16 protein-coding genes and 1 tRNA gene are annotated in these 13863 nt (G+C 66.5%); 7 read left to right on the top strand and 10 right to left on the bottom strand.

All coding sequences use genetic code 11. The features are described 5' to 3' along the window. Positions 1–96 precede the first annotated feature (96 nt). From ACOZ35_RS06300 to ACOZ35_RS06285, 4 genes are all read left to right on the top strand, one after another. A complete protein-coding gene (locus ACOZ35_RS06300; RefSeq protein ID WP_424015583.1) occupies positions 97–1017 on the top strand; it encodes a DMT family transporter in 921 nt (306 codons plus the stop codon). Between the two features lie 76 nt (positions 1018–1093). Continuing rightward, entirely contained in the window at positions 1094–2026 is a 933-nt protein-coding gene (locus ACOZ35_RS06295) for an alpha/beta hydrolase (RefSeq protein WP_424015582.1), read from the top strand. A gap of 94 nt (positions 2027–2120) precedes the next feature. Then, positions 2121–2714 carry a GNAT family N-acetyltransferase gene (locus tag ACOZ35_RS06290; RefSeq protein WP_424015581.1) on the top strand — a complete coding sequence of 198 codons (594 nt, stop codon included), beginning with the start codon at positions 2121–2123 and terminating at the stop codon, positions 2712–2714. Between the two features lie 109 nt (positions 2715–2823). Continuing rightward, on the top strand, positions 2824–3426 hold the full coding sequence (locus ACOZ35_RS06285; RefSeq protein WP_424015580.1) for a transporter: 603 nt from the start codon (positions 2824–2826) through the stop codon (positions 3424–3426). 31 nt (positions 3427–3457) lie between these two features. Here ACOZ35_RS06285 and ACOZ35_RS06280 read toward each other — a convergent pair whose 3' ends face one another. Together ACOZ35_RS06280 and ACOZ35_RS06275 are read right to left on the bottom strand one after the other, a co-directional pair. Next, positions 3458–3910, bottom strand: coding sequence for an RNA-binding domain-containing protein (locus tag ACOZ35_RS06280; protein ID WP_424015579.1), 453 nt, complete (start codon positions 3908–3910; stop codon positions 3458–3460). After that, the gene (locus ACOZ35_RS06275) at positions 3907–4548 is read right to left on the bottom strand and encodes an AAA family ATPase (protein WP_424015577.1); all 642 of its coding nucleotides are present in this window, start codon (positions 4546–4548) and stop codon (positions 3907–3909) included. Before ACOZ35_RS06275 ends, ACOZ35_RS06280 begins: the two co-directional genes overlap by 4 nt. 100 nt (positions 4549–4648) lie before the next feature. On the opposite strand from ACOZ35_RS06275, the gene ACOZ35_RS06270 reads away from it, so the two are divergent. Beyond that, positions 4649–4723, top strand: a tRNA-Arg gene (locus ACOZ35_RS06270). A gap of 29 nt (positions 4724–4752) precedes the next feature. On the opposite strand, the gene ACOZ35_RS06265 is transcribed toward ACOZ35_RS06270, so the two are convergent. After that, a complete protein-coding gene (locus tag ACOZ35_RS06265) occupies positions 4753–5037 on the bottom strand; it encodes a hypothetical protein (protein WP_424015576.1) in 285 nt (94 codons plus the stop codon). 109 nt (positions 5038–5146) lie between these two features. Here ACOZ35_RS06265 and ACOZ35_RS06260 point away from each other — a divergent pair, with 109 nt between their 5' ends. Beyond that, on the top strand, positions 5147–5833 hold the full coding sequence (locus ACOZ35_RS06260; protein WP_424015575.1) for a type II restriction endonuclease: 687 nt from the start codon (positions 5147–5149) through the stop codon (positions 5831–5833). 40 nt (positions 5834–5873) lie between these two features. Beyond that, positions 5874–6983: a DNA adenine methylase gene (locus ACOZ35_RS06255; protein ID WP_424015574.1), complete on the top strand. Its 1110-nt coding sequence runs from the start codon at positions 5874–5876 to the stop codon at positions 6981–6983. A 296-nt stretch (positions 6984–7279) separates the two neighbouring features. Here ACOZ35_RS06255 and moaA read toward each other — a convergent pair whose 3' ends face one another. From moaA to ACOZ35_RS06220, 7 genes are all read right to left on the bottom strand, one after another. Further along, positions 7280–8284, bottom strand: coding sequence for a GTP 3',8-cyclase MoaA (gene moaA / locus ACOZ35_RS06250; RefSeq protein WP_424015573.1), 1005 nt, complete (start codon positions 8282–8284; stop codon positions 7280–7282). Positions 8285–8399: 115 nt separating this feature from the next. Beyond that, positions 8400–9167 (bottom strand): MBL fold metallo-hydrolase, encoded by a 768-nt coding sequence (locus ACOZ35_RS06245; RefSeq protein WP_424015572.1) that lies wholly within the window; start codon positions 9165–9167, stop codon positions 8400–8402. Positions 9168–9242: 75 nt separating this feature from the next. Then, positions 9243–9668 carry a universal stress protein gene (locus ACOZ35_RS06240; RefSeq protein ID WP_424015571.1) on the bottom strand — a complete coding sequence of 142 codons (426 nt, stop codon included), beginning with the start codon at positions 9666–9668 and terminating at the stop codon, positions 9243–9245. A 99-nt stretch (positions 9669–9767) separates the two neighbouring features. Beyond that, a complete protein-coding gene (locus tag ACOZ35_RS06235; RefSeq protein ID WP_424015570.1) occupies positions 9768–10325 on the bottom strand; it encodes a hypothetical protein in 558 nt (185 codons plus the stop codon). A gap of 108 nt (positions 10326–10433) precedes the next feature. Further along, entirely contained in the window at positions 10434–11384 is a 951-nt protein-coding gene (gene cruF, locus ACOZ35_RS06230) for a bisanhydrobacterioruberin hydratase (RefSeq protein ID WP_424015569.1), read from the bottom strand. Then, positions 11381–12322 carry a prenyltransferase gene (locus ACOZ35_RS06225; protein WP_424015568.1) on the bottom strand — a complete coding sequence of 314 codons (942 nt, stop codon included), beginning with the start codon at positions 12320–12322 and terminating at the stop codon, positions 11381–11383. The genes cruF and ACOZ35_RS06225 overlap by 4 nt, the downstream gene beginning before the upstream one ends. After that, positions 12319–13821, bottom strand: a complete 1503-nt coding sequence (locus ACOZ35_RS06220; RefSeq protein WP_424015567.1) for a phytoene desaturase family protein — start codon at positions 13819–13821, stop codon at positions 12319–12321. Before ACOZ35_RS06220 ends, ACOZ35_RS06225 begins: the two co-directional genes overlap by 4 nt. Positions 13822–13863 lie beyond the last annotated feature (42 nt).

Raw genomic sequence — 13863 nt, 5'->3', positions numbered from 1 at the left:
GGGTACCGGATCCGGTAGCGGGTCCCCCTCCCGAACGAATCCAGCGAACGCGACCGTTTCCGGAACCTTTTGGCACGCCGCCGGAAGAGGGCGGACGTGAGCCGTCTCAGAAACCTCTCGCTGTTCTTAGTCCTCGCCGCCGTCTGGGGGTCCGCGTTCGTCGCGATCAAGGCGGGGCTGGCGTACTTCCCGCCGGTGCTGTTCGCGGCGCTCCGGTACGACGTGGCGGGGATCGTCATGCTGGCATACGCGGCGTACGCGGTCGACGACCCGATCCCCCGCGGGCGCGACGCGTGGCTGGAGGTCCTCTCCGGGGCCGTGTTCATCATCGCCGCCTACCACTCGTTCCTGTTCGTCGGCGAGACCGACCCGGCGGTGACGAGCGCCGTCGCGGCCGTCATCGTCAGCCTCTCGCCGCTCCTGACAACGGTGTTCGCCCGCGCCTTCCTGCCCGCGGAGCGGCTGACCGCGGTCGGCGCGCTCGGCCTCGCGATCGGGCTCGTCGGCGCGGTCGTCCTCGCGAACCCCGATCCCGCGAACCTGACCGGCGGCGGCACGGTCGCGAAGCTGCTCGTGTTGCTCGCGGCGGCGTCGTTCGCGCTCGGCTCCGTCCTCTCGCGGGCCTCCGAGGCCGACATCTCAATCGAGACGATGGAGGCGTGGTCGATGCTGCTCGGCGCCGGCCTCACCCATCTGGTCTCGCTCGCGCTCGGCGAGTCCGTCGCCGAGGCGGTCTGGACGGGAGAATCGCTGCTCGCCTTGGGCTATCTCTCGGTCGTCGCGAGCGGGATCGGCTTCCTCATCTACTTCGATCTGCTCGACCGGCTCGGTCCGATCGAGATCAACCTCGTCTCCTACGTCGCGCCGGTGTTCGCCGCGGTTGTCGGCTGGCTCCTCCTCGACGAGGGGATCACCGCGACGACGGTCGCCGGCTTCCTGATCATCTGCGTCGGCTTCGCCTTAGTGAAACGCGACGCGATCCGCGAGGAGCTTCGGACGGCCGGGCTGGTGCGGTGACCGGTCCGACCGCGCGCTGCCACCCGAGCCGCCCGCGCCGCAACCGTCTTGTCGACGGGCCGACGACTCTCGCGATGTGAGCGCCGACCAGATCGATCCCCAGGCGAAGCGCGCCGCGGCCCGCCAGTCGCGGATACCTCTCCCGCACGGCGGCTACAAGCTGAAACTCCTCCGGCTCCTGACCGGCCCCCTGACGCGGCTCCAGAACCGGAACCCGCCGAGCGTCGGCGCGACCGAGTCGATCACCCTTCCCGGCCCCGCAGGCGATCTCGACGCCCGGCTGTACCTCCCGGACGGCAACCCGCCCCATCCGACCGTCGTCTTCTTCCACGGCGGCGGGTTCGTCCTCGGGAGCATCGAGACGCACGACTGGCTCTGCCGCCATCTGACGCGAGAAAGCAACTGTGCCGTCCTCTCCGTCGAGTACCGGCTCGCGCCCGAACACCCGTTCCCGGCCGCCGTCGAGGACGCGTACGCCGCCGTCGAGTGGGCTGCGGACTCGACGGAGCGGCTCCGCGGCACCGGCGACGTCGCGGTCGCGGGCGACTCCGCCGGCGGTAACCTCGCTGCGGTGACTGCCCTCATGGCCGCCGAACGGGACGGGCCCGAGATCGAGCACCAAGCCTTGCTGTATCCCGGGATCGGTATCGACCCCGAGCAGGAGTCGGTCCGCGAACACGCCGGGATCGTCCTCTCGCGGGACGACATCGAGTGGTTCTCGGCGGCGTACTACCGGAGCGAGATCCACCGCCGGAACCCGTACGCCGACCCGATCAACGCCGGCGACCTCTCCGGGGTCGCGCCCGCGACGGTCGTCACCGCCGGCTTCGACCCGCTCCGCGACGGCGGAAAGGCGTACGCGGAGCGCCTCGTCGCGGACGGCGTCGCGACGCGGTACGAGAACTACCCGTCGATGGTCCACGGATTCATGACGATGCAGGAGGTCGACCGCGCCCGCGACGCGATTGCGAGCGTCGGCGACGACCTCGCCGACGCGCTCGACGGTTGAGTCCCCGACGTCCGACGCGAGCCTCCGAACTCGCCGTGCGAACGGCTCGCAGAGCGCCGGTGGGTTTTATTCGCGCGTCGTCGTCTTCGCCGGTATGTTCCCGGAGACGATCGAGACGGACCGACTCCGACTCGAGGTCGGCGGCCCCGAAAACGTCGACCTCGACGAGTGCTACCGGATCTGTTCGTCGGATCTCGGCATCGACGAGGTGACCGAGTACGTCACCTGGGACCCCCACGGGACGAAGCAGGAGACGCTGGAGTTCCTCGAACGGAACCGCGAGCGGTTCGAGGAGCGGGAGGCCGTGGGATACGTGATCCGGCCGCGCGAGGGGGAGGACGGCGCGGGCGAGATCGCCGGCTTCGGCGGCTTCGACGTCGACTGGGAGAAACGAACCGCCCTTCTCGGTACGTGGCTCCGCAAGCGGTTCTGGGGCCGCGGCTACTCCGGCGAGCGCGCCGCCGCGCTGGTCGAAGTCGCGTTCGACGACCTCGATCTGGCGGTCGTCGCCGTGAGCCACCACTCGGACAACGAGAAGTCGCGGCGCGCGATCGAGCGGTACGTCGACCGCCTCGGTGGACGACGGGAGGGCCGCCTCCGCAACGCGATCGCCTTCCCGGACGGGAGCGTTCACGACGAGGTCCGGTACACGATCTCGCAGGCGGAGTGGCGCGAGGCGACCGCCTGACCGGCGGGAATTCCGGCGTGCGCGGACGTTTCAACCGACGGTTCCGTTGAATTACGGTGAGGATCTCGACCCAACAAACACTTACGGCGCCCGAAACGACACCGAGCGCATGTCCTCGTCACCACCCGGTGGAACGACCGCGACGACCGGTTCGGATCCGAGCATCGCCCGAGAGGCGGTCGGCGGCGCAGTGGCCGGCGCCGCCGCCTACCTCCTCGGCTACCTGTCCGTCTACGTCACGCAGAGCGGCCGGATCGAGGAGGGGCTGTCGGGCCTGAACTTCCTCGCCGACCTGTTCGGGGGCGACCCCATCTCGGCGTGGCAGGTATCCGGCTGGATGTTCTACAACGCGCACTTCGTCGAGACCACGTCCCCCGCGGTGTTCGGCGGCACGTCGTCGCGGAACCTCCTCATGGAGGCCGAGGGCGCGGGGTTCCTGCTCTTGGTCCCGCCGGTCCTGCTGCTCGTTGCGGGCCTCGTCGCGGGTTGGGTCGCCGGCGCGGACTCCCCCCTCGACGGCGCCCGTTCGGGGGCGCTCGTCGCGGCCGGCTACCTCCCGCTCGCGGTCGTCGGCGCGTTCCTCTTCCGGTACGCGGTCGGTGACGGGAGCGTGGCGCCCGACATCGTCACAGCCGTCCTCCTCGCCGGCGCCGTCTACCCGCCCGTCTTCGGCGCGATCGGCGGCGCGGGCTCGTCGCTGTTGAGTAACTGACTCGGAGAACTCTCGGGCCGGTCGGCCCGGATTAGTACGCCTCGTCCTCGGGATCGAACCGGTCGCCGTACTCGCGGACGGGGTCGACGGGCTGTCCCTCGTCGGTCTCGGGCGCGACGTAATCGATGAACGACTCCACGTCCGGCTCGCGGACGCGCACCTCGACGTCGATTTCTCCGAGCTCGTCCGACTCGCCGACCGCGAAGTTGACGACGCCCTCGAACGCCGCCTGCTTCTTCAGCGAGAAGGCGAACCCCTCGTCCGTGCGGTTCTGTCGGAAGACGCGCCGCGCCGTGTCGAGGATCTCCTGTTCGTGGAGCACGTCGGAGAAGGCGTCGAGGCTGTGCGTCTCGGAGACGAGCCGCCCGTCCTCGTGGACCGGCTCGGCGTCGGGGAAGACGTTCTCGACCGCGTCGGTGACCCGGTCGGTCACCTCCGTGTCGTGGACCGGGGTCTCGATCCGGACGTCGACGCTGTAGATCACGCGCCGTCACCTCCGGCCTCGGGCGCCTCGGCGTCGGCGGCCTCGGGCGTCTCGGCGGCGTCGCCGTCGGAGCGGTCCGACTCCTCGTCGTCGACGCCCAGCACCTCGCGGACGCGCTCGCGGAACGCGGCGAGGCTGTCGGTGTTGTCGATCTCGACGTCGGCCCGCTCTAAGGTCTCGCCGAGGCCGAGTTCGACCTCGCGCTCGTCGCGCTCGCGGAGCGCCTCTAGGTCGGAGTCGGAGTCGTCGCGGCCGCGCTCGCCGAGGCGCTCGGCGCGCAGCTCGAACGGCGCGCGGATCGCGACGAGCGTGAAGTCGTCGCCGAACGCCTCGCGGAAGCGTTCGAGTTCGACGGTCGAGCGGAGGCCGTCCACGAGGACGGTCTCGTCGCGGTCGCTCTCGGCGGCGGCCTCCCGAATCCGTGGGAGCGTCCGTGCGGCGATGGCGTCGTCGCCCTCCTCCTCGCGGAGCGTGCCCGCCATCCGCCCGTGGTGTTGCGCCGGGTCGAGTCCGCGGCGGCGACACTCGGCGCGGATCACGTCGCCCATGACGACGACGGGGATGTCCGCCGCCTCGGCCACGTTCGCCGCCTCCCCCTTCCCGCTGCCGGGGAGGCCGACGGTTCCGATAACGTTCATTACCGGCGGATACTCCGCTCGCGGACTTAGGTCTGCTGTTGGCCCGCGGGCGGCGCGAACCGCGGGCGTTTTTTAGACTCGGGGGATCAGAAGCGAACGAGGGCACGTAGCTCAGCCCGGATAGAGCGTCGGACTTCTAATCCGATGGTCGTGGGTTCGAATCCCACCGTGCCCGTACAGCGAGGTACAATCAGATCCGCAGGATCACTCGGGCTCTACCTCAAGGGACGCCAAATCGATGATAAATTGAGACTCCCGAACCTGATAGACGATTCCTCCGTTTTCTTCACTGTACGACTTACTGACGACCTCCGCTTCAACGAGCGTCTCCAACGCGGAATGTATGGACTGGCGACGCCTTTCCTCGTACTCCTTGACAAATATCTCATGCGCGGCCTTGCTCGTTATCGGTCCGTCTTCAAGTAGTATCGAGACCAACCAGAGACGTGTTTCGTTGGAGAGAGCAGCACAGAAATCGAGTAGATTCATCATTCTTTGTTTACGACAATACTGGGAAGAAGATTCGTCAAAAGATAGTTTGACTCGTAAATTAAATATTTGACACAGGTTGATACGGCTTTCGTTGCCATTCGTTTATATGGCAGATTGTCGGGACAGCAACGATTCTTCAAACGACGGTGACGTGGAAGAGTTTGATTTTGAGGATGTGCTGTACGAGTACTTCAGTGACTTCGACTGGGACTACACCGGTATCCTAAAAAACGACGGCGAGACGATCCCTATCCCGAAGGTATCGAACTGTGTTACGGCTATCTTCGAGGTTGACGCTCTGAATACCGCCGAGGAGATGGCTGCCGAACTGGGTGCGACGGTTATCGAACCCGAACACTCGCGGCAGTATCCTGACGTCACGCTGCGAGGGGGAGCGTTTGGCGATCAGCTCATCGCGTTAGACGTCAAGACCGCTCGGCTCAAATCTGGTGGAGAGCGGATCAGCGGTATGACGCTCGGGAGCTACGGGCAATACTTCTCGAACCCGAATACGGACACGCAGTGGACGCGGTTTCCGTATGCCGAGTTTGATGAACACTGGATCGTGTGCTTCGCGTATCAATGGGACGACAAACTCGATAGTCGAGAGATGGTGTATGAAGTTGAGACAATTGTCGGGCAAAAATGGGAACTTGCGTCTCGGACCTCTGGGAGCGGGACAACGACAGCGATCGGTTCTCAAACGGATATGGATGCGCTTCGGCACAGGGATGCCCTTTTTGACTCTGAAGAAGAGTTCGAGGAGTACTGGCAGGAGTATGGGAACGACTAAGATGGCCGTCAAATAAATAATTGACAAGTCAACACGAAATATGACCGACCAAATGCGGTTCAATACGAGAGGCGATGGCGATGACTTCTACGTAACATCCGACGCTGAGTTCCCATCAACGAGATATCAGGGTAGTAAGCGAAAGATATCAGACTGGATTTGGGAGCATATCAGCAGAGTTGATTTTGACTCTATCCTCGACGCATTCGGCGGCACAGCTGCTATATCCCACAAATCTAAGCAATTCAATAAACGCGTCGTCTACAACGACTACCTACGGTTCAATCACCAGATTGGACTCGCGATTATCGAAAACGACGGTGTCAAATTAACCGACGACGACGTTGACTTCCTCCTTCAGTCTCACAGCGATCTTGAGTACCCTGAGTTCATTCAGCGGGAGTTTGAGGGGTTGTACTTCACCGATGAGGAGAACGCTTGGCTTGATCGAATGCGTGTCAATATCGGTGAATTCGATAACGAGTACAAGCAGGCTATCGCATACAGTGCGCTCGGCCAGTCCTGCTTGGCGAAACGTCCATACAACCTCTTCCACCGAGCAAACCTCTACATGCGGACGAAAGACGTGGAACGCTCTTTCGGAAACAAAACGACGTGGGAGAAATCGTTTGAGGAGCATTTTCGAAAGAACGTCAACGAATTCAATCGCGCTATCTTCGACAACGGCCGCAACAACCGCGCATTTAATGAGGACATCCTCGACTGGGACCCTCCCGAAACTGACCTCGTCTACCTAGATCCGCCGTACTACGACCGAACGAAACAGAACGGCGCAACCGACTATCAGTTCTACTATCACTTCCTCGAAGGCTACCTACAGTACGACGACTGGCCTGAGATGATCGACCACAGCGTGAAAACCAAGCGTCTCGATCACGAGCCGTCACCTTGGACGGACCCAGACCGGATTTACGACGCCTTCGAAGAGCTGTTTGAAATGTTCTCGGACAGAACTATCGCTCTCTCATACAACACTGCTGGTCTCCCGACACCCGAGGAGCTGAACGAGATGCTAAAACAACACAAAGACACCGTCATCGCGGAGGCGAAAGAACATCAGTACGCTCTCTCAACGCACGAGGACAGCGCTGACGAACTCCTGTTCGTTGCCTACGATGAGCCGCTCTGATACGGCGAGGCCATCTCGTCGAGAGACATAGCGACATCGAAGAGTAGCACTGGTGGATAGAGTCCGAGAGTCGAATCAACGTTCGCGCTGTTTCTGAAGACGACGAGGGGCCGTATTCGTCTACGAAGAGTGAATTGGTTCGTAATCCAAAAAGCGGTGGCAACTGTATCACTGAGAACAGCTAAGCGGTGCGGTCCGACTGACGGTCGAGAATAGAGAGTTCGCTGAGTCGTTCAGTACGGTGCTGGTCGTCGGATCGGTTTAAGCTGGACGCCGGGATGGTTACAAGAGTTGGGTCAGTCCGCCGCGCTCGGCGTCCCCAGATACTTCTCGTTCAGTTCGTACTCGCCGTCCTCGCCCTCGACTAGGTACTCGCCGTAGTAGGGCACGCGGTTCGCCACCACTTCCTCGAAGGTCTCCGCGATCTCCTCGCGCGTCATCTCGCCCATCGAGCGGAGGTCGTCGTTGCGGTTGAGACACCCCTTCAGGTACCCCTCGTGGGTGACGCGGACGCGGCCGCAGTTGGCACAGAACTCCTCGTTCTCGACGGGGTCGACGATCTCGACCATGCCGCCCGTCTCGTCGTCGCTGTCCTCGCCGACGAAGTACCGCTTCCGGTCGTGCATCTCGCGGTGTTCGACGCGGTCCGCCTTCTCGGCGAGCCAGTCGTGGACGCGACCGATGTCGACGTTCCACTCGGGCTTGCCCGTCAGCTCCGGCATGTACTGGATGAGCTGGAGCTGGAGCCCCTGGTTGTCGGCGACGTGCTCGACCATCTCCTCGACGTAGCCCGCGGTGTGCGTGAACACGACCATGTTGAGCTTCACGGGGTCGAGCCCGGCGTCGACGGCGGCCTTGACGCCTTCGAGGACCTTCTCGTAGGCGCCCGATTTGGTCACCTCCGCGAAGTCGTCCGGGTCGAGCGCGTCCTGCGAGACATTGACGCGGTCGAGCCCGGCGGCCTTCAGATCCTCGGCGCGCCCGGGGAGGAAGGTCCCGTTCGTCGTCATCGAGACCTCCATCGAGTCGGGCGTGCGCTCGATGATCTCCTCTAAGTCCTGCCGCAGCATCGGCTCGCCGCCCGTGAACTTCACGGCGTCGACGCCGTACCCCTCGACGACCTCCAGGAAGCGCACCACGTCGTCCGCGCTCATCTCCTCGTCGCTCGGCTCCATCGGCCCGCGCGTGTCGCCTAACCCCTCGTTGTGACAGTAGACGCAGTCGAAGTTACACCGGTCGGTGAGCGAGATCCGTACCCCCGTCACCTCCCGTCCGAAGTCGTCCGCAAGTGGGCCGGCCATGAGAGACGGAAGCGACTACGCGCGCTTAAATATCCGGGTCGAACGTGTGGGTGCGTAACAACCAGCGGTTACGTCGCGGCCGCGACGGCGGCGACCGCGGGGTACGAGTCCGGGTTCAGAGCGACATGCGGAGCCCGTCGGTCGCGACGCGCACCTCGCCGTCGAACCCCGCGTCGCGGACCCCCTGTTCCATTTCGCGCTCGCGGCCGCCGGTGTGCGGGTAGAGGTGCGAGAGGAGGAGCGTCCCGATCTCGGCGCCCGCGAGCGACTCGCCGAGGCTCGTCGGCCGCGGATGGTTCGACACGTCGACGTCGTCCGGGAACGAGCAGTCGTGAACCAGGAGATCTGCGCCGTCCGCGAACCGCCCCATCCCCGCGAACGCCTCGGTGTCGCCCGAGAGCGCGAGCGGCCCGTCGCTGGCCTCGACGTCCGAACTCGGCGGCGAGAAACGGTAAGCGAACCCCTCCATCGAGTGCCGCGTCTCGCGCGCGGTCACGTCGAACCCGCCCGCGGCGAACGACCGCGACGCCGAAACCTCGCGGATCGCCAGGTCGATCCGCCCGTCGAGGTAGTCGTGAACGTCGAGCAGGCCGTCGACGAGCGACTTCGTGCCCGCGGGGCCGACCACCTCGAGGTGTTCCTCGCCGGCGAGCCAGCGCGCCTTGAGGAGGGGTAAAAGCGCCGCGACGTGGTCGAGGTGGTGATGCGTGAGCAGGACCGTCGAGACGCCCTCGTAGCCGGTGTCGGTGCCGGCGAGCCGCTGGAGGACGCCGCTGCCGCAGTCGACGAGCAGCGACCGGTCGCCGTCGTCGAGGAGGTAGCCGGCCTGCGCGCGGTCGGGGACCGGCATCGCGCTGCCGGACCCGAGCACGGTGAGTTCCATGTCGACCGGTCGCGTCCGAATCCACCTAATTCGCTCGGACGAGTCGGGACCGCGGCCGGCGATCGGGGCGGTTCGCTATTTGATGAGGAACACCGGCACCGACGCGTCGTCGGCGACGCGGTCGGAGACGCTGCCGAGCGACCGGATCCGCTCGCGCGGCGACTTCCCCTCCGGGCTCATCACGATCACGTCGATGCCGAACTCGTCGGCGTACTCGACGATCTCCGTGTCCGGCGTACCGTGCGCGATGTGGGTCTCGACGTCGAGCCCGGCCTCGCGCGCCGCGTCGGCGACGGCGTCGATCGCGGCCTCGCCCTGCGCTTCGAGGTCCTCGACGACCTCCTCGTGGAGGTCGCCCGAGTTGGCGGTCGTGACTCGCTGGTCGACGACGTACAGCGCGTGGATCGTCGCGTCGTGGTCCGTCGCGAGCCGTATCGCGTGCTCGAGCGCGCGGTCGACGGCCTCGCTCCCGTCGGTCGGCACCAGAATCTCGTCGTACATGTCTCGACGTTTGCCCGGCCGGGGCTTAACGGTGGGGCCTCGGCCCCGGCGTCCGGGAGCGCCGCGCGGGCGGGTCGGCGCGGGGCGGCGCGGGGCGCGTTACTCGCCGCGCCAGCGGCCGCCGATCTCCTCGCGCCGCATGCTGTTCGCCTCGCCGTCACGGAAGACGCTGACGCGCCCCGTCTCCTCGCTCAGCGTCACCGTCGCGACGACCTCCGGCCGGACGGAGGTCTCGATCGCGCTCATGTGTCGCGACCCCATCCACGGCTCGTAGCTCACGTCGTCCACGAGGTCGGCCTCCTCGTCGCGGGTGCCGAGGTCGCGGAACCGGACCATCTGGCTCTCGACCTCGCCGTCGACGGCGACGACGATCCCGCCGTCCTGCTCGACGCTCACCGTCTCGGCGGCGGCCGCGAGCGCGTCGCCGTCGAAGACAGACGGACAGGTGTCGCGGGGCCAGCAGTTGTCGCCCATCGGGTCCGCGTACGCGCCGTAGTCGCTGTCGCCGATGACCGCGAAGTAGAGCCCCGGCCCCTTCACGTGCGGCTCCTCCCACCCGTCGAAGGAGACGCTGACGTGCTCGGCGCAGTAGGTCAGTCGGTCGACGACCTCGCGCACCCGATTGTGGTCGCCGTAGTCGATGGCGAGGCCGCTCATCGCCGTCTCTCCTCCCGGTCCCGTCGTCCGCCGCGGTTGCCGCCGTCGGTCACGAGCGAAAGGATGGGCCCCCGGTATATAAGCGCAGCCGAGTCGGGCGAGGGGTCGCTACCGCCGCCACTCCGTGAACAGCCGCGTGTCGAACCGGTCGGCGCGGACGAGGCCGACGCCGAACGCGGCCGCGACCGCCGCGGGCAGGAGGTTCCCGAACCAGACGTTGATCGAACCCCAGAGGAGCACGAAGCTCACCATGTCGTCGAGCATGAACTCGCAGTCGCGGAGGCGCTCGCGGATCCCCGCGGCCGAGAACGCGCGGTCCAGCGTGACGACCGCGACGATCGCGGACAACACCCAGCCGGCGTAGTTCGAGAGCGGGACGCCGTAGAACGCGCCGCCGCCGAAGTCCCAGAAGCCGAGCGACACGGCCCCGGGGTCCAAGACGACGTCCATCGCGACAACGACCGGGATCACCGTCGCCAGCCGCACCCACACGCTGTCCGCTCGGGGGCCGAGCAGCAACAGGCAGAGCAGGTAGGCGTTCATCACGAGCGGGATGAAGAAGACCGGGAGCGCGACGGGGACCCCCCCGAGCATCGGCCCGAGGTCGACCGTGTACGCGAACTCGCCGTACGGCCACCCGGTCGCGACGCCGACAGATTCGATGAGATACGTGTACGCCATCAACACGCCGATCCAGCCGACCGCGCGCCGGTCGATCGTCGGTAACACGCCCACGACCAGCGGCGAGCGCATCACGACCACGCCGAACAGCACGAACCACGGGTGGAACGCGAACGGTTCGGGAATCCACCCCTCGGCGCTGCCGACGAGCGCGACGGCCCCGACGAGCGGGAAGACGACCGCGATGGTGAAGCGGTTCTCGCGGACGAGTCGGTCGAGCAGCGCCTCGGCCTCGCGGCGCGTGTCCGGCGCGCGTTCGCGGAGCGCGTCGAGCCCAGAGGCGGTCGCGGGGGCGGACGCGCTCTCGGTCGAGTCGGCTCCGGTCGATCCGGTCCCCGCCGAGCCGCCCTCCGGCGACCCGCCGTCGCCGTCGCTCACGGCAGTGCCTCCCACAGCGGGTACACCCGCCAGAGGCCGCCCATCGACAGCAGCGTGCCGACGACGGTGTTGAGCGCCGGGAACCACCAGTACGCGCGGTCGACCGAGACCGACGAGCGCGCGACCCACGCGACGAAGACGGGGTAGACGCCGAGCAGCGCGCCGAGGCGGAAGTCGACGAGCCAGAAGCCCGCGGCGGCCGCGGTCCACGCAGCGAAGCAGTACGCGTACGTCCGCCCCTCGCCCAGCAGCGTTGCGGTCGTGTCGATCCCCGCCGTCCGGTCCGGCTCGATGTCCGGGATCGCGGAGAACGTGTGCATCCCCATCGTCCAGAGCCACGCGCCGGCGAGCGCCGCGAGCGGCGGGTGAACCCCCGCGACCGTCGCGTACGCCGCGGCGCCTGGCAGGGCGTACAGCCCGTTCGACAGCGAGTCGAGGAACGGTGTCGTCTTGAAGCGCAGGGGCGGCGCGCTGTAGCCGACCGCGAGGACGAGGAAGCCGAGCAGGTACGGCCACGCGACGCGGGGCGTGATCGCGAGCGTCGCGAGCCCGAGGAGGCCCGACGCGACGACGGCGGCGACCACCGGCTTGCTCCCTTGCCAGCGCGCCTCGCGGCCCTCCTTCTTCGGGTTCAGCTCGTCGATGTCGGCGTCGAACACGTCGTTGACGCCGTAGAGGAACACGTTCGCGGGGAGGAGGAAGTAGCCCGCGAGCGCGACGGTGACGGGCGTGAACAACTCGCTTACATCACTAATTCCGTAGGTGACGCCGACCGCGACGGGACCTGCGAGGTAGAGCCAGAAGCGCGGCCGCGACAGCACCAGCAGGTAGCGGAGCCCCTCGCTCCCGCTCCCGGCGGATCGGCTCCGGTCGTCTCCGGCGGATCGGCTCCGGTCGTCTCCGGCGGATCGGTTCTGGTCGCTCACGGCGCTGATCACACGTCGTCGTCGGCCATCGCTTCCGCGGTCAGCCCCCCGCTGATGAGACACATCGGGACGCCGATGCCGGGCGTCGTCGTCGACCCCGTGAAGTAGAGCCCGTCGACCGCGTCAGAGGTGTGCGGCGGGCGGAGCAGCGACGTCTGCGTGAGCGTGTGCGCCAGCCCGAGCGCGCTGCCCGCGTAGCTGTTGTACCGGTCCGCGAAGTCGTCGACGGAGAACGTCTCCTCGACGACGATCCGGCCGCGGAGGTCGGTGTCGGTGTTCTCGGCGATGTCGTCGATGACGAGGTCGCGGTACCGATTCCGGATTTCGGGGGTGTCCGCCAGCCCGGGCGCGATCGGCACCAGCGCGAAGAGGTTGCTGTGCCCCTCTGGCGCGACGGTGTCGTCGGTCTTCGAGGGGACGCAGAGGTAGTAGGCGGGGTCGTCGGGCCACTCGGGGTCGTCGAATATCTGCGCGAAGTGCTCGTCCCAGTCGGTTGGGAGGACGAGCGTGTGGTGTTCGAGGTTCGGCACGTCGCCTTCGACGCCGAGGTACAGCAGAAACGCGGAGGGGGCGTACGTCCGCGACTCCCAGTACTCCTCGGTGTACTGCCGCTTGCGCTCGGGCAGGAGCTCCTGTTCGGTGTGCGCGTAGTCGGCGTCGGAGACGACGCGGTCGGCGAGGTAGCGCTCGCCGTTCTCGGTGTCGACCGCGAAGGCGCCGTACCGGCCCTCGATGCCCGTCACCTCGGCGTCGGTGACGAACTCGACGCCGAGCTCCTCGGCAAGCTCGACGATCCCGTCGACGACGGCGCCGATCCCCCCGTCGGGGTAGTAGACGCCCATGTTGTAGTCGACGTGGCTCATCAGGTTGTACAGCGCCGGCGTGTTTGTCGGCGAGCCGCCGAGGAACACGAGCGTGTACTGCATCAGCTGCTGGAGCTTCGGGTGATCGAAGTAGTCCTCGACGTGCCCCTGCATCTTGCCCAGCAGCGAGAGCCCCCACGAGTAGCGGAGCACGTCTTTGTCCACGTAGTCGCGCAGCCGCGGGCGGTCCTCGTACACGAAGTGCTCCATCCCGATCTCGTAGGTACGCTTCGACTCCTCGAGGTACGCGTCGAACGCCTCGCCCGCACCCGGCTCGTACGACTCGAATATCTCCTTGTTCTTCTCGCGGTCCGGCAGCACGTCGACCTTGTCCCCGTCCTTCCAGAACACGCGGTAGTGCGGGTCGAGCCGCTCTAGCTCGTAGAACTCATCGGGGGACCGGCCGAAGTGCCCGAAGAACCGCTCGAACACGTCCGGCATCAGGTACCACGACGGCCCCATGTCGAACCGGAAGCCGTCGACTTCGAGCCGGCTGGCGCGGCCGCCGAGCTGCTCGTTCTTCTCCAACAGAGTGACGTCCGCGCCGGCGTCAGCGAGGTAACAGGCCGTCGAGAGCCCGCCGAATCCGCCGCCGATAACGACGACGGACTCGCCGGCCACACCGTCGATGTCCGGGACCACGTCCATACTCGAATGTAGGAGCGGCGACGGTATAAATCCGGCCAGACG

This window comes from Halorubrum xinjiangense (assembly GCF_049604745.1).
Lineage (GTDB): Archaea > Halobacteriota > Halobacteria > Halobacteriales > Haloferacaceae > Halorubrum > Halorubrum xinjiangense_A.
Note: the sequence above shows the minus strand (reverse complement) of the source record. Positions and strands in the feature narration are given on the sequence as shown.